This is a genomic window from Nitrospirota bacterium, assembly GCA_030645475.1.
Classification (GTDB): Bacteria; Nitrospirota; Nitrospiria; order Nitrospirales; family Nitrospiraceae; genus Palsa-1315.
This window is the reverse complement of sequence record JAUSMA010000015.1, coordinates 23,078-44,688: the sequence shown is the minus strand read 5'-3', so window position 1 is coordinate 44,688 and position 21,611 is coordinate 23,078. Positions and strand designations below refer to the sequence as shown.

15 protein-coding genes are annotated in these 21,611 nt (G+C 55.7%); 14 read left to right on the top strand and 1 reads right to left on the bottom strand.

The window, feature by feature from the left end:
• Positions 1-483: 483 nt before the first annotated feature.
• The 13 genes from Q7U76_03275 (at position 484) to Q7U76_03215 (ending at position 19,199) form a co-directional block, all read left to right on the top strand.
• Positions 484-2,397 (top strand): cytochrome ubiquinol oxidase subunit I, encoded by a 1,914-nt coding sequence (locus Q7U76_03275; protein MDO8355395.1) that lies wholly within the window; start codon positions 484-486, stop codon positions 2,395-2,397.
• Positions 2,398-2,479: 82 nt separating this feature from the next.
• Positions 2,480-3,793: a nitric oxide reductase gene (locus tag Q7U76_03270; protein ID MDO8355394.1), complete on the top strand. Its 1,314-nt coding sequence runs from the start codon at positions 2,480-2,482 to the stop codon at positions 3,791-3,793.
• 43 nt (positions 3,794-3,836) lie between these two features.
• Positions 3,837-4,874, top strand: coding sequence for a cytochrome c (locus tag Q7U76_03265; GenBank protein MDO8355393.1), 1,038 nt, complete (start codon positions 3,837-3,839; stop codon positions 4,872-4,874).
• 50 nt (positions 4,875-4,924) lie between these two features.
• Positions 4,925-6,700 carry a c-type cytochrome gene (locus Q7U76_03260; protein MDO8355392.1) on the top strand — a complete coding sequence of 592 codons (1,776 nt, stop codon included), beginning with the start codon at positions 4,925-4,927 and terminating at the stop codon, positions 6,698-6,700.
• Between the two features lie 88 nt (positions 6,701-6,788).
• The gene (locus Q7U76_03255; GenBank protein MDO8355391.1) at positions 6,789-7,409 is read left to right on the top strand and encodes a molybdenum cofactor guanylyltransferase; all 621 of its coding nucleotides are present in this window, start codon (positions 6,789-6,791) and stop codon (positions 7,407-7,409) included.
• Between the two features lie 8 nt (positions 7,410-7,417).
• The gene (locus tag Q7U76_03250; GenBank protein MDO8355390.1) at positions 7,418-8,407 is read left to right on the top strand and encodes a glycosyltransferase family 9 protein; all 990 of its coding nucleotides are present in this window, start codon (positions 7,418-7,420) and stop codon (positions 8,405-8,407) included.
• A gap of 97 nt (positions 8,408-8,504) precedes the next feature.
• Positions 8,505-10,259 carry an arginine--tRNA ligase gene (argS, locus tag Q7U76_03245; GenBank protein ID MDO8355389.1) on the top strand — a complete coding sequence of 585 codons (1,755 nt, stop codon included), beginning with the start codon at positions 8,505-8,507 and terminating at the stop codon, positions 10,257-10,259.
• A 15-nt stretch (positions 10,260-10,274) separates the two neighbouring features.
• Positions 10,275-11,438, top strand: a complete 1,164-nt coding sequence (gene tgt, locus Q7U76_03240) for a tRNA guanosine(34) transglycosylase Tgt (protein ID MDO8355388.1) — start codon at positions 10,275-10,277, stop codon at positions 11,436-11,438.
• Between the two features lie 25 nt (positions 11,439-11,463).
• A complete protein-coding gene (gene yajC, locus Q7U76_03235; protein MDO8355387.1) occupies positions 11,464-11,808 on the top strand; it encodes a preprotein translocase subunit YajC in 345 nt (114 codons plus the stop codon).
• 30 nt (positions 11,809-11,838) lie between these two features.
• On the top strand, positions 11,839-13,482 hold the full coding sequence (secD, locus tag Q7U76_03230; protein ID MDO8355386.1) for a protein translocase subunit SecD: 1,644 nt from the start codon (positions 11,839-11,841) through the stop codon (positions 13,480-13,482).
• A gap of 15 nt (positions 13,483-13,497) precedes the next feature.
• Complete coding sequence (gene secF / locus Q7U76_03225; GenBank protein MDO8355385.1) at positions 13,498-14,415, top strand: protein translocase subunit SecF; 918 nt, start codon at positions 13,498-13,500, stop codon at positions 14,413-14,415.
• Positions 14,416-14,583: 168 nt separating this feature from the next.
• The gene (locus Q7U76_03220) at positions 14,584-17,763 is read left to right on the top strand and encodes a PAS domain S-box protein (protein MDO8355384.1); all 3,180 of its coding nucleotides are present in this window, start codon (positions 14,584-14,586) and stop codon (positions 17,761-17,763) included.
• Positions 17,760-19,199, top strand: coding sequence for a sigma-54 dependent transcriptional regulator (locus Q7U76_03215; protein MDO8355383.1), 1,440 nt, complete (start codon positions 17,760-17,762; stop codon positions 19,197-19,199). The genes Q7U76_03220 and Q7U76_03215 overlap by 4 nt, the downstream gene beginning before the upstream one ends.
• Positions 19,200-19,293: 94 nt before the next feature.
• On the opposite strand, the gene Q7U76_03210 is transcribed toward Q7U76_03215, so the two are convergent.
• Entirely contained in the window at positions 19,294-20,394 is a 1,101-nt protein-coding gene (locus Q7U76_03210) for a WD40 repeat domain-containing protein (protein ID MDO8355382.1), read from the bottom strand.
• Between the two features lie 215 nt (positions 20,395-20,609).
• On the opposite strand from Q7U76_03210, the gene Q7U76_03205 reads away from it, so the two are divergent.
• A complete protein-coding gene (locus Q7U76_03205; GenBank protein ID MDO8355381.1) occupies positions 20,610-21,608 on the top strand; it encodes a hypothetical protein in 999 nt (332 codons plus the stop codon).
• Positions 21,609-21,611 lie beyond the last annotated feature (3 nt).

Sequence of the window (21,611 nt, the reverse complement as noted above, 5' to 3'; positions counted from 1 at the left end):
CAAAGAATTTTGAATAACATATGAAAATCTGTGTGTCAAGAAATTCGCTGAGCTGAACTAGGCGCGTATTATTTCCATCAGAAGAAGGAGACACAATGGCAACAGTGGTAGCAGATAGCGAGATGAAGGTTAACATCGGCAAGATGATTTTCTACATCACCTGTGCGGCTGGAATCTGGTTTTTTTATTGGTTCGCAGGAATTCAGTGCCCCTGCTAAGTGAGGGCCGCTCTATTTCTGGGGTTTTTGAATGTCTGCAAGCTGTGAGGGAGGGAGTCTAATGGGTCAGACAATCGTTTATGTGCTTGTGTCGCTAGTAATTTGTGTTGCCTATTTCGTGGGAGTCGATCACTTTTTGATGGATTCGCAGGGACTGGACTTCTGGTATTTGTTCAGGAAGTAGGTCCTGGGTCTATTCTGTGCTGAGTTGAGTTTGCAGGGAATTATGGTGAGTCTTTTTCGGAATGCATTAAGGAGGTATCCCATGGGTTTAGTGGCTGGGAAGAAGTTGTTCTCAATCATGGCGCTTTGCGCGATGATTGGCCTTCTCCTGCTCCCCATCGCCGTATCGCTTCCAACGCTAGCTTTGGGCGCGGATGCGCCTGATGCGGTGAAGAAGGATGGTGAGGCGAAGGTCGAGAAGGGGAGAGACGTCTATTATAAGACGGAGGGTATCGTTGTCGGTGCCCCTGCTCCGAAGACCGTCGATGGTCCTCGGGATTATCCGCGATACAACTTCGAGAGTCGCGTGTTGCTCTGGTTCGCAAATCAGCAGCACCTCTATTACGGAAGTTTTGTGCTCGCGGTTCCGATTTTCTGCATGGTCATCGAGTTCATGGGAGTGGTGACGAAGGATAAAGCGATGGCGAAGCGGTATGATCAGCTCGCCTACGACTTCATCAAGATCAGTCTGACGGCCTATTCGTTGACCGCCATTCTCGGTGGTATCTTGATCTTCACCTTCCTGACTCTGTATCCGGCGTTCTTCGGTTACTTATCCAGTATCTTCCGTCCGGTCATGCATATTTATGCATTGATGTTTGTGGCGGAGAGCGGAACCCTCTACATCTATTACTACGGCTGGGACAAGATGAGGGAAGGGTTTCTGAAGTGGATTCACTTGAGCCTGTCCGTCATTTTGAACGTGATCGGAACGTTGCTCATGTTCTTGGCGAATTCCTGGATCGGGTTCATGATGTCGCCGGCCGGAGTCGATGAGCAGGGGCGCTATCTTGGGAACATCTGGCACGTCATCCATACCGCACTTTGGAATCCGCTGAACCTGCATCGCATTTTGGGTAACATGGCGTTCGGTGGTGGTGTCGTGGCGGCCTACGCGGCGTACAAGTTTTTGGCCTCCAAGACCGACGAAGATCGTGCGCATTATGATTGGATGGGCTATATCGCCATGGCGCTCGGCGTGGCGTTCTTGATCCCCTTGCCATTCGCCGGTTATTGGCTGATGCGCGAAGTGTATGCCTACCGTCAGCAGATGGGCATTACCCTCATGGGCGGTCTTCTGGCTTGGCTCTTCATCATTCAAGCTACGATGATCGGCATTCTCTTTCTCAGCACTAACTACTATCTCTGGCAGGCTCTAGGCCGGATGCGTGGTGCCGAGAAATATCAACGCTACATCAAGTATCTCGTGTTCGTCCTCTGTTGCGGCTACCTGGTGTTCATTACTCCTCACACGATTGTCATGACTCCCGCTGAGCTCAAGGCGATGGGTGGTCAGCAGCACCCGGTGTTGGGGAACTATGGCGTCATGTCGGCCAAGAACGGTGGAATCAACGTCATCATTACCACCACCATTCTTAGTTTCGTCTGGTACATGCGAGGCAACAAGGTCTCGACGGTGTCCTGGTCGAAGTTCGGCAATATCTTCATGGGTATGTTCTTTGGTTGTGCCTACGTCAATATTATTGGGCTCGCGGTCCTGGGATATTATATCCCGGCAAACGTGCGAGTCGGTCTGTCGGTGCCTCAAGTCGCTACGACGCTGTCCTGCCTCTTTTTCATGTTTGCACTCAATAGCTTCATGATGAAGGGCGCCAAGCAGATGGGGCCTATCGAGTGGGGAAAGATCTCAGCTCGGTCGCAGTATGCTTTGATCATGCTTGCGACAGCCTTTACTTGGATGATGGGGTTGATGGGGTACATTCGCTCCTCAGTCCGATTGTTCTGGCACGTGAATGAGATCATGCGGGATAACTCACCTTGGGCCTATACCCATACAGTGGGATTTGCCGCAAATATGATTTCATTCAATGTGTTGTTCTTCTGGATCAGCATTCTCTTTGTCTTCTGGCTTGGTAGCCTCGGGATAAAGAAGGCGCCAGTTGAAGTAAAGGCAGGGGTTCCAGGCGGCGCTGCGCAGCCAGCTGGGAGCCACTGATCATCTTTAGGATCTTGCTTGGGGGAGTGGAGGCGCGTGGTACGTGCCTCCGCTCTTACCAAAACCTCAGGAGGTTACAATCGTGGGCGATCTGATAAACGAAGCTATTTCAATAGGGTGGCCACTGCTCGCGCTTCTCGCGGGGCTTCTCGTGTACTCTCTGATATCGATTAGTGATCCAACTGCAAAGAAGCGCGCAACGTTCAAGCTCTTTATTGGCACGATCGCTGCGTTCATGCTGTTGCTGGCAATTGCGCACTATGAGACCAGTTTCTATGGTGCGAACCGGATGTTGCCTGTCTCCTTAGTTCTCATCACTGCAATGTGTTTTATGATGGGGATCTACTTTCCCAATCAAGCCGCATTGCTCAAGATCGGCGGCTTCATGTTCCTTGTTGCTGCTGGCTTATCAGGCTATGGCAATTGGTTGCCGCAGGTCGAAGGTGGATTTCCTCCGAAAGAAGAGAAGCTTCAGTATGAGGCGATGACCGCGCAGCAGTTGGCCGATGAAGGCGAAAAGATCATTTTCGGGGGCATCGGGCAAAATAAGGTTCAGGGCGCGATTGGGAAAGGGCAATGTCCACTTTGTCATGCGTTCCACAAAGGAATGCTGGGAGAGCGTGCACCAAACCTTGACGGTATTCCTGAGCGTGCAGGTAAAGAGCGGCTGGAAGATCCTAAGTACAGCAAGGGAAAGCCTGCAGGTAGAGACTATGCTCAGAAGGAAGCATTTCCTGGAGCGGGCACTGCAGAAAATGGCCAAGAGTATATCGCTGAGTCCCACTCCTGCCCGAGCTGTTACGTTGTTGCCGGCTTTGGTGTGAAGGGTACGAACGATAAAGAAAGCCCAATGCCTGCCATCCACAAGCCACCGATCTCGCTGAGTCTCGCAGAGTTGGCGGCTGTTGATACGTGGCTCTATATCCGCGAAGGGCGAGACGCTCCGACATATGACGAGATCGTCAAGTCCTATGAGAAGTTTATTCCGGAAGCCGATCGTCCAAAGCAGCAAGATGACAAGGCAGCCGGACCGCCCAGCGCCTTGCTGGCAGATGGAACGGAGCCGGTGGATCAGATTTTAGCAAAGGCTCAGTGCGTGTCCTGCCACACTATCCCTGGCATTCCTGGGGCAGTTGGTACGATTGGTCCTAAGCTCGAAGAAGGCACAAATGCTCCTCTTCGCATAAAGGATAAGGACTACAAAGGGACGGCAAAAACTGTTCCGGATTACATTATGGAGTCGATTGTCTCACCAAGTGCCTATGTGGTGAAGCCATTCCCGGACAATACGATGCCGAAAGTGTTCGGACAGAAGCTCAGCGCCGGGGCGCTGAAGAAGATCGTCGATTATTTGTCGCAGGTGAAGGCGGGATCGCCGCCACCGAAGATTTCATAGTCTTGTCTGTCTACCTCTTTTGTTGAGTAAAGGGAGTTTGCCGATGAAAGCATTAATGTCAGTCGCGGCACTCATAGGAGCTGTTGGGATACTCCTGCTTGCCGGAATGATTGTGGATATCATTCCGTCAAATACCGTGCGCCTGGTCGAAGGTTACATGCCTATGCAAGTGCTCTTTGAGCTCGCGCTATTTGTCGCGGGTTTTACAGGGCTAAGCTATATGTCGGCTTCCATGGGAATGGCGCTCCCTCGCTTCTGGCAGGGGATTTTCTTTTGGTCGTTCATTCTTCTGTATTTGAAGTATCGTGTGTATCCGCCGATTCCGTTCAGCGTTCGCGCTATGTACGGGACCGTCTCGCTCATAGCTGTGTTTATGTGGGTCTCAGCGAACGAGGAAGATTGGAAGAAGTTCAAGCAGCCGATCATGAACATTTTGGATGCCCAAACCGGGGCAAACAAATTGTTGCGGTACGCCTATCTGGTCCTGTTGCCGATTTTGATCGGCGGGTTCTCCTATAACGCGATGGTGCCGAAGTCAGAGGAGCCCATCGAGTTGCGCACGGTGCATCCGGCGCCACCGGCCAGCACCAAGGTGCATGGAAAGACGTATACACTTCAAACATCGCAGAACCCCTATCGTGTCAACCTCGAAGGGAAGTTCGATCAGGAATATAGCAACGCGAATATTGTGGAGCAGGGTATGGGTCGGTTGATGAAGCCGAATGCCAATCCCTGGGATAAAGATGCTCAGGGCTACCTGAAGTATGTGCGTGAGGGGGGAGAGATCTTCTTCCAAAACTGCCACTTCTGCCACGGCGATAACCTGAACGGTCGCGGCCTCCATGCATTTGCTTTCAATCCAATTCCTGCGAACTTTACTGATCCGGGAACGATTGCACAATTACAGGAAACGTTCATTTTCTGGCGTGTGGCCAAGGGTGGAATCGGGTTGCCGAACGAAGGGTTCCCCTGGGCCTCTGTGATGCCACCGTGGGAGCAGCATCTGACTGTGGACGAAATCTGGAAAGTCATCTTGTTCGAATATTGGCACACGGGGTATTACCCCCGAACCTGGGACTAATCGTTCACGGGAATTTCTAGCCAACCTGGATTTACGACATGAGGGAAACCATGAAGAATTCGTTTAGTCTGAAGGCGGGGGCGCTCCTCGCGACTGCCTTCGGAATTATCCTGGTCTCCGGGAGCACCGGGGGCGTAGCTTTTGCCGCAGATGCCCTTCCTGAGGGTTTCAAGAAGGCTGAATTGTCGCCTGAACCTGCTGCCGACATGATTGAGGCAGGCAAGCGCGTGTACTTTACCAAGTGTGTCTGGTGCCACGGCGTCGATGGTGCGGGTGATGGACCTGGCGCAGATCGTCTCTGGCCTCGCCCCCGTAACTTCAACCAGGGCACGTTCAAGATTCGTCGCACGGCGAGCGGTGAGTTGCCGTTGTTCGATGCCAAGAAGCCCATTCCTGGTCAGAACGATCTGTTTGAGACCGTCACACATGGTCTGCCAGGTTCAGCCATGCCATCCTGGGAAGGTATTCTGACTGAAGAGCAGCGGCTCCAAGTCTTGTCTTTTGTCACGACACAGCTGGTGAAGGATAGAAAGTTCACCGATAAGGCATCTGAAAGTCAGACCGTTCTACAGCTTGATGAGCTGAAGCCGATTGCCGCGTCAGAAGAGAGTTTAAAGAAGGGCGCAGAGCTCATCGTCGAGAAGAAGTGTGTGGAATGTCACGGCGCTGAAGGCCGTGGCGACGGCAATGCGTTCAATCTGAAAGATGACTGGGGTTTTTCAATTCAGCCGGCCGACTGGCACAAGTGCTGGAACTTCAGGGGCAGCCGCCAAGATCCCTATAATGTCAAAAACATTTTCCGGACGTTTTCGACCGGAGTCAACGGTACGCCGATGCCCTCGTTCGCTGACAACAGCACGGTTGAAGAACGGTGGCACATTGCCAACTTCGTGAACTCGCTGTGTGAGCGAGAGGCTGACGGGAAACCCCTAGCGATCGATCCGCAGGCGGACAAGCCGAAGATCAACTTTGTGGTGTCCTCAGGGGTGGTCGAAGGGGAAATCCCGGCAGATCCAGAGCATGAGTTGTGGAAGAATCGGGCTAGACGGTATATCGCGATGGGTGGTCAGATCACTCACAAGCCAAGAAACTTCGTGAATCGGATCGACGATATTTGGGTGAAGTCCCTCTATAACGACAAGCATGTCGTATTCATGTTCCAGTGGGACGACCGGACGAAGAGTGTGGCCGAAGGGAAGTTGCCTTGGGCGCCGACGTCAGTGAATGTCGATGTCAAGGAACAAGATCCGAAGACTGGCGAAGAGGGTTCGATTGCCTCGCATCAGAATAACTACACGGTGTACAACGATGCGGTCGCGATGCAAACGGCCGTGAAGTGGAAAGAACTTCCGGCGCCGATTAAGCCACGGTATCTGTTCGGCAGCAATGAGCAGTTCCCTGTTGATATTGTGAAGTGGGAAGCTGATGGCTCACTCCGTGCCTTTGAAGGTACCGGATGGGACAAGGACTTCACACAGCGCGATACCTACGAGGAGAATATCAAGATTCTTCACTCAGAGTGGAAGAATGGACGTTGGACGGTCATCATTCAGCGTCCTTTGGGAAACAAGAAGGATCAGGATTACGACGAAGATACCTTCTTCGAAATGGGACAATACATTCCCACGGTGTTCTTTGCTTGGGACGGCCACAACGGCGACGCAGGACGGAAGATGGCCGTTTCGGCCTTCTACTACACCTTCCTGGAGCCGCCGACGCCTCGCGAAGCCTATATCTATCCGGTTGTGATTGCCTTTGGTGTGGTCCTCCTGGAAGGGTGGGTCCTCACGAGACGATCGAACAAGCGGAAGGGAAAGACCCTCTAACGTTCATCTGCGCGAGAGAGTCTGGAAAAGTATGAGGGGGTGGGGGTAACCCACCCCCTCTTTCTTTTTGGCCGTCGACTTTGAGGACATGATGGAGAGTGACGTAACCGGCGTCCTGCTTGCCGGGGGAAAAAGCCGGAGAATGGGCGAAGATAAACGGTATCTCGTTGTGGGGGAACAGACCCTCCTTGAACGAGGACTCGCCGTGCTTCGCTCAATCTTTCAGGAGGTGTTGATCGTCATTGCGCAGGACAGTCCGGCACTCGATGTCGACGCGAGAACTGTTCGAGACCTGGTGCCGGATTGCGGCAGTCTTGGAGGGTTGTATACCGGGCTTACAGAGGCCACGACACCCTACATATTCGTAGTTGCCTGCGATATGCCGTTTCTTGATCAGGCGGTTATTTCCCAGTTCACAAGTCGAAGAAGGTCTGCAGACATTGTTATGGCGAAACTCGCGGGCCGGTTACATCCAATGCACGCCTTGTATAGCAACCGGTGCCTGCCTGTCATTGAACAGATGGTTTTGGCACGACAGCTCAAGATTCAAGAGATTGTGTCGTGCGAGTCCCTCCGGGTTCAATATGTGACTGAGGGGGATCTGGTTGGGATCGACCCCTCCTGCCGTTCTTTCCAAAATGTGAATACACCGGCAGATCTTGAAGTCGCGCGATCCCTGCTGGCACAGTTACCTCCCTCTGGACAGTAAGGTACATCGTGGCAAGAACGATCGTCATGATCCATCCGGGTGGCCTTGGCGATGTATTCTTGGCTGTGCCTGCTATGACACGATTGCGCAACCGCTTTACCAGCCATCGGCTCCTGCTCTGTGCCGGAGGCCAAGTCGCAACGCTGCTGCTTGCATGCAGAAATATCGATGACTGGACCTCTCTGCAGGGACGTGCTTGTGCGGACTTGTTCGCCGGTTCGGTTACGGGTCAGCTACAGACATGGCTGAAGGATTGTGATCTTGCCATTGGCTGGATGGAGGATGCCGATGGCAGGTTGAGCGGGGCACTCAAGGCAGCTGGCGTCCGCGAGGTGATCGTGAGGTCTCCATTCTCACTCACGATCCATGCGACACACCAACGCGATCGATTTCTTGAGGCGATCAATGAGGCACCGTATGCCGGTGAGGGGCATGCAGAGTTGGCGGTGACGGAACCGCTCTTCTCTCTCGGACAAGCCTGTCTTGAAACGGCGGGTCTTTCGAACGGCCAGCCTTTTGCCGTCATTCACCCTGGGAGTGGGAGTGCCCATAAGTGTGTGGGCCCAGAGATACTCGCATCCGTCGTTGCCGCGCTTCAGCATTCCGGAACGATCCCAGTGATTCTCGAGGGGCCAGCAGACCGGGAGCCAGTCGAACGGATTTTTCAGGCATGTCTACAACCGCCGGTTGTCTTGAAGGGCCTGGATGTTCTCACCGTTGCCGGGGTGCTGGCTCAAGCTCGGCTCTATCTCGGGCAGGATTCAGGCGTGACACATATGGCGGGGTTAATAGGGGTGCGTACGGTGGCGTTGTTTGGGCCGACTGAGCCGTTGCGGTGGGCTCCCCGTGGCGCCCATGTCACCATCGTGCAGGGGCAGCCTTGTCTCTGCCGGTCGTGGGACGATGTTAGCCGCTGCGAGGAGCAACCCTGCCTCAAGATATCGCAGGATGATCTTGTGTCACTCTGTCTGGCACAGCTCAAAGAAGCTGTAGTCTGACAGAGAATCCCATCCGGCTGCCTTGTCACTAACCATCCCGTATGCTACAGTGGCCAGTTCGTTTTTCCTTTCATTGCTAATGACTTAGGAGTTTATCTTGTCCAGCGGGGTCGTTCAGGAAAAGGTCACCAGTGCACTCCTCGGAGCGCTCAATGGAGCCAAACAGAAGGGCCAACTGAAGACGGAAGCCTGGCCTGAACTGAGTCTGGATGCTCCCAAACGGCCTGAATGGGGAGACTTAGCCTCAACGGTTGCGATGTCTCTCGCGGCCTCCGAGCAACGAGCGCCCCATGACATTGCCCAAATTATCATCGACAACCTCTCTCAGCGCGAACAACTCTTTGACCGTGTCGAAATTGCCAGACCCGGGTTCCTGAACCTCACGCTCAAGCCTTCCATCTGGCAGGAAGTGCTCAGGGAAATCGAGACGCAAGGATCAACCTACGGGCGAGCTGAATTGGGTGAGAGTCGCCGCGTGTTGGTGGAATATGTGAGTGCCAATCCGACTGGCCCATTGCATGTGGGCCATGGGCGCGGCGCGGCGGTCGGGCAGGCGGTTGCGAATATGCTCAAGGCTGTCGGGTATGACGTCGTGAGTGAGTACTATATCAACGATGCCGGCCGGCAGATGAAACTGCTGGGAACCTCTGTCTATGCCAGGTACGAAGCATTGTCCAATCGACCGGTAGAGTTTCCGACAGAAGGTTATCACGGGGCTTACATCACGGCTGTGGCCGAGCATGTGAAGCAACAGCTCGAATCTGAGCTGACCGGACGAACGGCTGCAGAGGTAGAGGAGCGCTGTCGCACGTTTGCCTATGAGGAGTTGCTGGGGCTGATTCGCGAGGATCTGAAGTATTTCGGGATCGAGTTCGAGTCCTGGTTCAGCGAGGCCTCCCTTGTAGATTCTGGTGCGGTGCAGCGGGTGTTGGATGAATTGAAAGCGCAGCAGTTCCTGTTTGAGGAGGAAGGGGCCTGGTGGTTCCGATCCTCCGCATTCGGTGATGAGAAAGACCGTGTTGTCCGGAAGCAGGACGGTGAGTACACCTACCTGGCGTCCGATATCGCCTACCATCAGGATAAGTTGCGGCGCGGATACGATCTCTTGATCGACGTCTGGGGCGCGGATCACCATGGCTACATTCCCCGCATGCAAGCGGTCGTGCAGGCCTATGGGCATCCGAAAGATCGCCTTCAGGTCGTGCTGGTTCAGATGGTGAATCTGTTGCGCGGCGGGAAAAAAGTTGAAATGTCGAAGCGGGCCGGCGAGTTCATTACGATGCGGGAGGTCATCGATGAAGTCGGGGCCGACGCGGCCAAGTTCTTTTTCTTGATGCGCGATTCGAATTCACATCTCGACTTCGATTTGGAGTTGGCGAAGCAGCGGTCATCCGATAATCCCGTCTATTATGTGCAGTATGCCCATGCCAGGATCGCCAGCCTCTGGCGCGTCGCGGCTGCGCGCGGCATCGCCTGTCCTCTGCCAAGCGAGGCGGATCTATCGGTATTGACGGATCCGGATGAATTGGGGTTGCTTCGCAAGCTCTCGGCGTATCCGTCAGTCCTACAGGGCAGTGCCCTGGCCTATGAGCCTCACCGGATGACCTATTATCTTCAGCAGTTAGCCGGGTTGCTCCATACGTTTTACAACAAGCACCGGATTCTGCCTCCCGCTGCGGATCGAGATCTGCTGGCGGTTACGCCGGAGGGATTGGTCCCTGTCGAGGGAGTGCCGAAAGAAGTGCTAGTCCCTGAACGGACTGCGGCAAGATTGGCGCTGATGCGAGGCATCCAGCAAGTCTTGAAAAATGGACTCGGCGTACTCGGGGTTTCCGCACCGGATCAGATGTAGCGTGCAAAAGGGACTATGAATTTTTCAGTGCTGCAGGAAGATCGTGAGACCAGTGCGCGGTTGGGGAGACTCAGCACCGCCCATGGTGCTATCGACACGCCGGCCTTCATGCCGGTTGGCACGTTGGGGCCGGTGAAAGGGATCGATCCCGCCGATCTCGAGCAGCTCGGCTTTGGTCTGATGCTGAACAACGCCTACCACCTCTATCTGCGGCCTGGGCATAAGGTCGTGGCTGAGATGGGTGGATTGCATCGTTTCACCGGGTGGCCCGGAGCGATCTTGACGGATAGCGGTGGATTCCAGATTTTCAGTCTTGCCAAATTGTGCAAGGTCACGGATGAAGGCGTGAGTTTTCAGTCGCATCTCGATGGGTCCACGCATTTCATCACACCGGAGACGGCCATCGAGATCGAGGAAGCGCTGGGGGCCGATATCATGATGGCGTTCGATCATTGCGTGGCCTTGCCGGCTGAAAAAGAGGTGGTGCGGGATGCGGTGCGACGGACCACCCTCTGGGCGAAACGCTGTCAGGACAGCCGGCGTCGCACGGATCAAGCCCTCTTCGGAATTGTACAAGGCGGGTTGGACGCAGAGCTCCGCGTCACTTCCGCGCGCGATCTCGTCGGGCTTGGCTTCGAGGGTTATGCTGTCGGAGGACTCTCGGTGGGAGAGTCGAAGGCTGAGATGCATGCCATGTTGGATGTGACGGTGCCGGAGTTGCCGACTTCGAAACCTCGCTATTTGATGGGTGTCGGGATGCCGGAGGACTTGATCGAAGGCGTCGCTCGGGGGATCGATCTCTTCGATTGTGTCGTGCCGTCGCGCCATGGGCGGACCGGCTCGCTGTTTACCAGTTTTGGGCGAGTGGTGATCAAGCAAGCGCGGTATATCCGTGATGAACAGCCGATCGATCCGGCTTGTGGCTGTCCGGTCTGCGCGCGCTATTCGCGGGCCTATCTGCATCACCTTTTCCAGGTGAAAGAAATGTTGTCGTCGAGACTGAATACGATCCACAATCTCTGGTATTTTGCCGAGCTGATGGGCCAGGTACGGTCAGCGATCGCACAGGGGACGTTGCGGTCGTTCCGGGATGATTTTTATCGATCCAGGGCGGCATCGGACGTTTCCGCGATCGACGTGGCTGAGGCTGATATTCACCGGCATGCCAGGTTGGACTAACCCTGTCGAGGAGGACTCTGTTCGCATGGTAATGCAATCGGTCGCATGGGCTCAAGGAATCGGTGGTGGAGGGGCGAGTTCGAGTTCCGGGACGCTCTTGTCTCTCATTCCGTTTGCGCTGATCTTCGTGATTTTTTACTTCCTGCTCATTTTGCCGCAGCAAAAACGCGCGAAACAGCAGAAGGCATTGCTGGAGGCCCTGAAGAAGGGCGACAAGGTGATCACGGGGTCGGGCATCTGGGGGACCGTGACGAATCTCGGGAAAGAGACGGTGACGTTGCAGATCGCCGATAGTGCCAAGGTCCGGATACAACGGGAGCACATCGCTCGATTGCGCGCCGACGATGAAGACAAGGATAAGGACTCGTAGACCGCGAGCGACAAAGGGGTTACAGATCATATGAAAAAAGTGAGTGGGCGGTTAACATTGCTGGCGTTGGTGGTCGTCGTATCGGTGATCTTTTTCATCCCGTCCTATCAGCCGTTCTATCAAGCCCTGCCTGGCTGGCTGAAGAACGTGATGCCGAACAAAGGGATTACCTTGGGGCTGGATCTTCAAGGCGGGATTCATCTCGTCATGGAAGTGGACGAAGATCGCGCGGTCGAAATTGCCGTCGATCGATCGGTCGTGTCGCTACAAGACCTGTTGGTCGATAAGAAAATTCCCGTCGAGTCTGTGAACAGGACGGGACCGACTCAGGTCACGATCCAATTCCAAAACGCCGAACTCAAGGCGCAGATTCAGAAGATGCTCGATGAGTATCCGACCTTCACCGAGACGGAGTCTGCGGGGTCGGCGAATAAGCTGGTGTGGGAGTTGCGAGAAATAGAGGTTAAGCGGATTAAGGATTCCGCGATCAACCAGGCCTTGGAAACGATTCGGAACCGCATCGACCAGTTCGGCGTGGCCGAACCGATGGTGCAGCGGCAGGGGTTGAAGCAGATCGTCGTGCAGTTGCCCGGCGTGAAAGAACCCAAGCGCGCTAAGGATTTGATCAAAGAGACGGCCTTGCTCGAGTTTAAAATGCTCGACGAGGACAATCAGCTGAAGCTCGATCTGCCGGCTCGCATTCCCAAAGAAAAAGAGGCGGAGGTCCTGAAACAGGCCGAGGCGAAGTTGCCTGTCGGCGATCAAATTCTTTTCGAACGGGCGGTCGACAAAGACACCGGCCGCGAGTACCGGATTCCCTATCTCGTGAAAAAACGGGTTATGTTGACCGGCGATGTGTTGAGCGATGCGCGGGTGTCGATCGGTCAATTCAACGATCCCTACGTCTCGATCAGTTTTGACGCCAAGGGTGGTCGGGAGTTCGAGCGGATTACGGGTGACAACGTCAAGAAGCGCATGGCCGTAGTACTCGACAACACAATCTACTCGGCTCCGGTGATTCAAGAACGTATTACCGGGGGGCGCGCGCAAATTACCGGGACGTTCTCGATGCAAGAGGCGAGCGACCTGGCCATTGTCCTCCGGGCCGGCGCCCTGCCGGCTCCGCTCAAGATTATTCAAGATCTCACCGTCGGACCGTCGCTAGGGAAGGACTCGATCGAGAAAGGCGTGCAGGCCACGCTGTTTGCCGGTGCTCTGGTGGTCTTGTTCATGATGGTCTATTACCGGACGTCCGGGGTGATTGCGGACTTTGCGCTGGCGCTGAATTTGCTCTGTTTAATGGGGGCCCTTTCTGCGCTAAACGCCACCTTGACCTTGCCGGGAATTGCCGGAATTGTGCTCACGATCGGGATGGGCGTCGACTCGAATGTCCTGATTTTCGAGCGTATCCGCGAAGAACTGCGACTCGGAAAAGCGGTCAGGCTCGCGGTGGATGGTGGATATGACAAGGCGATGTTGACGATCATCGACTCTCACGTGACCACGCTGATCACGGGAGTAGCGCTGTTTCTCTTCGGTACGGGACCGATCAAAGGGTTCGCCGTGACCCTCTGTCTCGGCATCGGGATCAATCTGTTTACCGCCCTGGTGGGCACGAAGGTCATCTTCGACCTTATGAATCAACGACACAAAGTCGAACAGTTAAGCATCTAGTTCGAAGGAGCCGGCATGTTAGAGATTCTTGGAAAAACCAATTTTGATTTCATGGGAAAGCGCCGCTTTTCCTTTCTGTTTTCCGGCATCATGGTGGTGCTGGGGCTTGTGGCGGTCATTCAGATTAGCCGAGGGGCAGCCAACCTCGGCATCGATTTCGTGGGCGGCACCGCGGTCCAGCTGAAGTTCGACCAAGCGATCCGGATCGACGAAGCCCGAAAAATATTGGAGGAGAACGGCTTGGCCAATGCCGAACTGCAAGAGTTCGGTCAGGAGAACAAACTCCTGATCCGCCTGAAAACATCGACGACTCTTGAGGAGAAGGTTGCCGAACGGGTCGTGGCGGTGTTCACGAAGGAATTCCCGTCGAACCATTTCGTGGTCGATTCCAGTACGGAAATCGGGCCGGCTATCGGGCATAAGCTGCAAGAGGACGCTCTCATCGCGGTCCTCATCTCCTTTGCCGGGATCATCCTCTATGTGGCGGGGCGATTTGAGCTTCGATTCGGCATCGCGGCGGCCATGGCGACGTTCCATGACGTCTTGGCGGTCCTGGGCGCATTTTACATTCTGGATAAGGAAATCACCCTGTTGGTGGTGACGGCGTTGCTGACGTTGGCCGGCTATTCCATGACGGATACGGTCGTCGTCTTCGATCGGATCAGAGAAAACCTCAGGATGCGGCGGCGGGACAGCGAGGAGACGATTATCAACAATGCGGTCAATCAAGTGTTGAGCCGCACGATCGTCACCAGTTTGACCGTCGTATTGGTACTGATTCCTCTGACGTTGGCCGGCGGAGAGGTCTTGCACGACTTCTCGCTCGCCTTGCTCTGGGGCGTGATATTCGGGACCTATTCGTCGATCTTCGTCGCCAGTCCGTTGCTGTTGCTCTGGCCGGGAGCCTCCGGGCGGCTGTTGAAACGGAGTTAGCCGGAAGGTGACATAAGCGCTCGTCGATCGCAGTCCGAAGGCCGAGGAGAAGGCCGAAGGCTAAAGTGTTCAAAACTTTGAACCTCAACCTTCGGCCTTCCCAGCTTCAGCCTTCAGCCTGCCTCGCGAGCTTCGCGCGGATTGTCGCATTCTCCTCTGGGCACATCCATGACGTTCTGGAGTCGCTCTCATAGTCTCCAGCATAAGATCATCACGGCCATCGTGATGGTCGGACTCTTGCCACTGACTCTTCTGCTGGCGCTCACCTACATTGAGGAGCGTCGCGCACTTCGCGAAATGACCGGCGCCAACTTCAAAGAAGTCGCCGTGGAAGCCGCTCGCCGCATCGAAATGCAGGTCAGCCGTGGGATGAACGAGGCCCAGCAGCTTGCCGCCACCCCTTTTCTTCGCACCGCCGTCACCGAAGCCAACCGTACGTACGAAGGAAAGGATGCCCAAAACATCCAGGGCATGATCAAGGATTGGCAGCAGCGATGGCGCCAGCGGGATAAGCGTAGCGAGTTTCCGCTCTTCATCAATCGTATTGTCACCAACTACCTCATCCGGTGGCACGACATCCGTAAATCGGACTATGTCGGGATTTTGGTCACCGACCAGCAGGGGGCGCTGGTGGTCAGTTCGATCCCGCAAGTAGAGTATTTCTACGGGAAGACGCCTTGGTGGCAAGCGGTGATGAAAAGCCCCGGTCCCAGTGGATATGTGGGCGAGATCGCGTTTGACCCAAGTTTCGGAACTCATGTGGTCGTGGTTGCAGTCCCCATTCTGGACGATACGAAGGGGGCTGTGCTCGGAACCGTCACGATTTTGTTGCGTCGCGACACTATTTTCCGTGCCATTGCCGAAGTCACCATCGGGACGACCGGTCACGCGATGTTATTCAGTTCCGATGGGGCTCCTGTGATTTGTCCGGTTCTGGCTCCGGAAGAGCATTCGATCAAGCCCGAGTTCGTTGGTGCCCTTCGAGGGCTGAAAGCCGGCTGGTCCGTTGTGGCGGACGATTCGCATGGAAGCCGGAACGCTTTGATCGGGTTCGCGCCGGTCCGATTCGGCGAGAGCTTGGTCCCTGGGAGCCTCGGCGGAAAACAATGGATCACCGTGGTGCGGCAGGATCCCCAGGAGACCTATGCGCCGCTTGCTGAACTCGTGGCCAAAGTGCTGCTGTACGGGTTGCTTGTCCTGGCTGTGCTCTGGGGAACTGGCGTGGTAGTTGCCCGGCGGATTGCCCGCCCCATTCAGTTGTTACACGACGGGGTGCGTGAAATCGGAAGTGGACGGTTGGACCGGCGACTGGAGCTGAAGACCGGAGATGAAATTGAAGGGCTCGCCGATGCATTCAACCAGATGGCGACGAATCTCCAACGATCGTTTGCGCAGATCGAGCAGCGGGTGGTGGATGTGCATCGCCTGGAGGAAAAGTACCGCGATTTGATCGAACATTCTCCGGAGATGATCTATCAATTGAATCGGAGTGGCCGCTTCGTCCATGTGAACAAGACGGGGCTCGAGAAGTTGAAATATACCCTCGAGGAAATGCTGTCGATGCGGCTGTGGGATTTGGTGCCGCGAGGTCAGGAGCCACTCGTCCTGCAATATCTGGAACGGTTGGTTGCCCAGGGCCGCAGTTCGATCGAGACGGTGTTTGTGGCAAAAGACGGTCACCCGATCGATGTGGAAATTCATGCCACAGCATTGATCGATCAAGAACGAGGCGGGCTGGTGCACTCACGCGCTTTTGTGCGCGACGTGACCGAACGGCGCCGGCTTGAGCAGCAGTTGCAGGAATATACGACGAAGCTGGAGACGGCGGTGTCGGAGCGGACCCAGCAGCTCGTGGCCTCGCAGGCGCGCTATAAGGCGCTGTTCGACTTGGTGGCCGACTCGGTCTTTATGGTGGATCCGAGCGGAATGATCGTGGCTGTCAATAAACGTGAGGAGCAAGCGCTGGGGTATGCAGAGGCGAACGTGGTCGGCCGCAGTCTGCTCGAAGTGGTGCTCGCTGGTTATCACGATTCGTTACGCGGATGGTTGAGCGACATCATTACGGGGCAGCGGAAAGTGCCGACCCAGGAGATCATGGTGCGCCATGCCGACGGGCTGGAAACTCCGGCTGAAATGGATTTGATTCGAGTCGGAGTGGCGGACAAACTGTTGGTGATGGTGCAGTTACGGGACATCACCGATCGGAAGGCGCTCGAACGGCAGTTGGAGACGTACCGAGAGGAGTTGGAAGATAAGGTCCGAGAACGCACGCGGGAGATTGAAGAGACCAAGCAGTATCTTGAGAATCTGCTCGAGAACGCGAACGATGTCATCTATACCCTCGATACCGAGCAACGGTTTACCTACGTGAACAGCAAGATCGAAGCCTGGGGCTATCGGAAAGACGATCTGCTCGGACGCCCGTACCTTGCGTTGCTCTCCAAGCGACATCGAGGGAAGCGCCTCAAGAGCACCCTGGATATCGGTGCGAAGCAGGTGTATGAAGTTGAAGTGGTGACGCGCACGGGGGAGCCGAGGGCGGTCATGGTGAGTGTCTCCCCCCTGCACGATGTCGAGGGTGCAATACTTGGTGTATTGGGCATTGCGCGAGATATGACCGAGACCAAGAAGCTGGAGCAACAGATCAGGAATTCCGAGAAACTGGCCTCGGTCGGCAGGCTCGCCGCAGGGGTGGCCCACGAAATCAACAATCCCCTTGGCGGCATCCTCAACTGTCTCTACAACTTGAGAAAAGGGACGCTGTCGCCAGGCCGGCAAGAAGAATATCGGGTGTCGATGGAGGATGGCGTGCGGCGTGTGCAAAAGATTGTTCGGCAGCTCCTCGATTTTTCCCAGCAGCATGAGCCGGAGTTTGCGCTGACGGATATCAATCACGTCGTCGATCGGGTGTTGGTCTTGACGACGCACCTCTTTGCTCCGAATCGAATCCGGTTGGATACGGTACTCGGACAGGGGCTGCCGAATGTGATGATCGACCAGCACATGATCGAGCAGGTGCTGATGAACTTGGTCTTGAATGCGGTGCATGCGATGAAGGATGGTGGGACGCTGACGATTCGAACCTCTGTGGTCGAAGGAGTCTGTCTGGTCGAAGTGCGCGATACGGGGTCGGGCATTCCGCCGGCGGTTCTGCCGAGGATTTTCGATCCCTTCTTTACGACAAAGAGCGAAGGCGAAGGGACCGGTCTCGGCCTGTCGGTCAGCCTCGGCATCGTCGAGCGCCACGGAGGAAAGATCGTGGTGGATAGTGAGGTCGGGAAGGGGACGACCTTTACCCTCTATCTTCCTGTTTCGAGAGAACGTTCGTTGTTGGAGAGGGTGTCATGAAGGGGCTGAAGATTCTGCTCGTTGATGATGAGCCGCTGATGCGGCTTTCGATGGTCGATGCGTTGGAAGCGGTTGGCCATGACGTCTTGGCGGCGGCATCCGGGACGGAGGGGATCGACGCCGTTCGTCAGCGGCCTTTCGATCTGGTGATCACCGATCTCCGGCTGCCCGGCGCAGATGGATTGACGGTGCTGGCTGCGACGAAAGAGCAATCGGCCCAGACGGAGGTCGTGGTGATTACGGCCCATGGATCGGTGGAGACAGCGGTCGGCGCCATGAAACTCGGTGCGTTCGACTACATCACCAAACCGTTTCAGATGGACGAATTGCTGTTGATCGTCGAGCGTGCAGGCCGTGTGGTGGCGTTGCGGCGAGAGAATCAGGATCTCAAGGAGGCATTGGAACACAAGTTCAGCTTCGGGGGCATCCTCGGCACCAACAATCAAATGCGAGCGGTACTTGAGAAAATCAAACTGGTCGCAGGGACGGATTCGACGACCTTGATTCTGGGAGAGAGCGGCACGGGCAAGGAGTTGGTCGCCAATGCCATTCACCAAAACAGCGCCAGAAGCCAGCACCCGTTGATCAAGGTCAGCTGTGCGGCGTTACCGGAAACCCTGTTGGAAGCGGAACTATTCGGTCATGAGAAGGGGGCCTTCACCGGAGCGATGAAGCAGCGGCGTGGGCGATTTGAACTGGCGCATCGAGGCACGTTGTTCCTCGACGAAATCGGTGAAATCTCGCCGGTCATCCAAGTGAAATTGCTGCGGGTCCTACAAGAAAGGCAGTTCGAGCGTGTGGGAGGGAACGACACGATCGACGTCGACGTGCGTTTGGTTTGCGCGACCCAGAGGGATCTTCGGAAAGAAGTCGCTCAGGGGCGGTTTCGAGAAGACTTGTTTTACCGGCTCAATGTCGTGCCTATCGTGATTCCGCCGTTACGCCAACGGCAGGAAGACATCATGGTCATCGGGGAGCATGTGTTGAAGGTTTGCTCTGCCAAGATGAATAAGACGGTGAAGGGGTTTTCTTCCGCCGCGCGTGAGCTCTTCTTGCGGTATTCATTTCCCGGGAATGTGCGGGAGTTGGAGAACATGGTCGAGCGTGCGGTGGCGTTGGGGCGGGAGCGTGAACCGATTCAACCGTCGGATCTGTGCGGGTTTCAGTCCTGCCCCTATACGGGCGGGGTGCCGCAAGAGTCCTGTGGATTTTGTAGCGAAGGGCTGACGGGGCAGAAGCGTGAGGAACGTCCGCTGACTTCGCTGGCGACGGCGCGTGAACAGTTTGAGAAGGAATATATTGTGTCGGTGTTGGCGCGGGTGGAGGGCAGCCGCACGACCGGTGCGAAGATTCTCGGCCTTTCGCGGAAAGCCCTCTGGGAAAAGTGCAAGCGCTACGGCATTCCTTCGGCCAAAGACGAACCGGAGGAGGTATAGCACGATGCTGAACAGGCCGCTGGATTCTTGAGAATGGAGTCAGGGCTGAGGCGGCAGGGGTCCGCTCTCCGCTCAGCCCTGCTGGTGCCCTGTGTTACTCTGCCGGTTCCGTTCCCCCCACCCAGATTTTCACCGTGCGATCCCATGACGCACTGGCCAATGTCATGCCATCTGGAGAGAGGGTAATCCCGCGGATGCCTGCAGTATGGGCCTTGAGCGTTCTGAAGCAGCGGCCGTTCGAGAGGTCCCAGAAGCGAATCGTGGCGTCATCGCCGGCGCTGATGAGTACTTTGCTGTCCGGGGTCACGGCGAGCGCACGTACCCAGCCGGTATGGCCTTTCAGCGTCCGCTGTTCCGCCACCTTGGGCATGTCGAATAATTTGATCGTCTGATCGCGGCTCCCGGTAATCAGGAGTTTGGCATCGGGGGTAAAGGTCATGGCGCCGATCCAATAATCCATCGGCTTTTGAAATCCCCCGTCGTCTTCGACGAAGTATCCGCGCGTTTCACTGGTATCGTCGTCGTCCTGTTTCCAATGCCCGTTATGCAGGATCTTTTCTTCTCCGCTCGGCAGCACTTCCCACAGTTTGATCTTGCCGATGTCCGTTCCACTGGCGAGGTGCATCCCATCCGGTGAAAAGGCGACGCAGACCGACCAATGGTGGTCGTACTGGTCCTTGCCGAGGAGCGTCATGAGCTCGGTGCCGGTGGTGACTTCCCAGATCTTGATGTCTTTATTGTGGCTGCCGCGCGCGAGCATGAGACCGTCCGGTGAGAGAGAGAGACTGACGACGTTATGGTCGTAGCGCGTAAAGAGCAGCTTCTTGGACTCACCGGTGTGCGGGTTCCAGAGGCGAATGGTCCGGTCCTCGCTGGCAGTGGCCAACGTCTGGCCGTCTGGCGTAAACACGACGGATCGGATGTCCGCGGTATGTCCCCTGAGCGAGCGCAGGAGGCGCCCGGTTTCAATATCCCAAATGCGGACGAGCCGGTCGACCCCTCCGCTGGCAAGGGTCAATCCGTCCGGCGAGAAGGCGACCGACCACACGCCATGCGAATGGCCGCGATACGTCGTGAGCTCCCGTGCCCCTGTTTTCCAGTACTCGAGGAAGTCGACTGGCGCGGCGCCTGCTCGTGACGATGGGGTGAGCGGGGATGGCGAGGGAGCAAGTGGGGGCGCAATCTGATCAGCCATGTTTCATAATCCTTACGGTCGGAACAAGATGGAGCGGCCCACGACGACCGGCTTGATTGCAAATCGGCGATTCGGGCCCGTATAATTCGCGTCGGCTTGAGGTGATCGTAAGAGAAGCTCCGCTATCAAGTCAAGCCGTGATGAGAGCCGGCTCGCATCCCTCAACGGGGTGTGCCGTCGAACCCAGTCCGGATGTGGACGACCAAGGACTATCTATGGAACTTCGTTTTCAGCCTGCATTGTTGCAAGAGGTGATCGACTCGTTCGTTGAAAAGACGGAACGGGAAGGCGACCCCACCTATTATAAGGAGTTTCACGAACTCGCCGATCCGATCTATGAGAAGTTTACGCTCGATGATCGTGAGAGTGAGTTCAAGAAGCTCTACCAGTATATGTTCGGGACCTGGGGATTCTCCGACATCATCCGCGATGCCTTCAACGAGTATCCTCTTCTGAAAGAGCGCGTCGGGATCGTGCTCGTCAAAGGGGTGCTCAAGGAAGATCAGGAAGGTGTCGACATTCTTCGGAAGTGGGGATCCGTCGAACATGAGATGGCTCGGGAGTTCGAAGAGAAGGGATTGAAGGGCGTCGGGATTAAGCTGATTCCGCGCCGATTCTACGATCCTGCACTCACGCGGTATTGCCGCCACGAATTGTTGCATATCTCGGACATGCTGGATCCTGTTTTTGGGTACGATCCTGATACCAAGGTTGGGCAAAATCCCGGTGAAGAAACCCTCATCCTCCATCGCTATCGCATCTTGTGGAGTCTCACCGTGGACAGCCGACTGACGGTCGCCGGCAAAGAGCCGATGCTCAGGAAGGAAGACCGGTTCAAAGAGTTTCGGTCCTGGTATCGTAAAATTCCCGCACCACAATTGAAATCCGTATTCGAGGGGTTGTGGCAGACCAGTTTCTTCACCCACTCGGAATTGATCGAAATGGCCTCGGATACCTTGCGGGTGATGGACCGTGCCGTGGATGTCGAGGGGGGAGAGGTTCCGGAAACCGAAAATAAAGTCATGTTGATGCCGGGGTTTCCCTGCCCCCTCTGCCGGTTTCCGACCTATTCGTGGGTCGAGGATATGGGCAACAAGATCGAGCCCTATGTGCTCGATTTTATCCGCGAGAATCACCCGGGCTGGGACATTGAATTCGGGGCGTGCGATCGTTGCGTCGAGGTCTACAAGCTGCGCGCCGACGGTGTCATGTAACGG

Bases quoted from the DNA above. Each gene is read 5' to 3' on its own strand.
- Q7U76_03205 (MDO8355381.1), top strand. From the start codon at position 20,610: ATGGAACTTCGTTTTCAGCCTGCATTGTTGCAAGAGGTGATCGACTCG.
- Q7U76_03215 (MDO8355383.1), top strand. From the start codon at position 17,760: ATGAAGGGGCTGAAGATTCTGCTCGTTGATGATGAGCCGCTGATGCGG.
- yajC (MDO8355387.1), top strand. From the start codon at position 11,464: ATGGTAATGCAATCGGTCGCATGGGCTCAAGGAATCGGTGGTGGAGGG.
- Q7U76_03210 (MDO8355382.1), bottom strand. From the start codon at position 20,394: ATGGCTGATCAGATTGCGCCCCCACTTGCTCCCTCGCCATCCCCGCTC.
- secD (MDO8355386.1), top strand. From the start codon at position 11,839: ATGAAAAAAGTGAGTGGGCGGTTAACATTGCTGGCGTTGGTGGTCGTC.
- Q7U76_03275 (MDO8355395.1), top strand. From the start codon at position 484: ATGGGTTTAGTGGCTGGGAAGAAGTTGTTCTCAATCATGGCGCTTTGC.
- secF (MDO8355385.1), top strand. From the start codon at position 13,498: ATGTTAGAGATTCTTGGAAAAACCAATTTTGATTTCATGGGAAAGCGC.
- Q7U76_03220 (MDO8355384.1), top strand. From the start codon at position 14,584: ATGACGTTCTGGAGTCGCTCTCATAGTCTCCAGCATAAGATCATCACG.
- tgt (MDO8355388.1), top strand. From the start codon at position 10,275: ATGAATTTTTCAGTGCTGCAGGAAGATCGTGAGACCAGTGCGCGGTTG.
- Q7U76_03255 (MDO8355391.1), top strand. From the start codon at position 6,789: ATGATGGAGAGTGACGTAACCGGCGTCCTGCTTGCCGGGGGAAAAAGC.
- Q7U76_03265 (MDO8355393.1), top strand. From the start codon at position 3,837: ATGAAAGCATTAATGTCAGTCGCGGCACTCATAGGAGCTGTTGGGATA.
- Q7U76_03260 (MDO8355392.1), top strand. From the start codon at position 4,925: ATGAAGAATTCGTTTAGTCTGAAGGCGGGGGCGCTCCTCGCGACTGCC.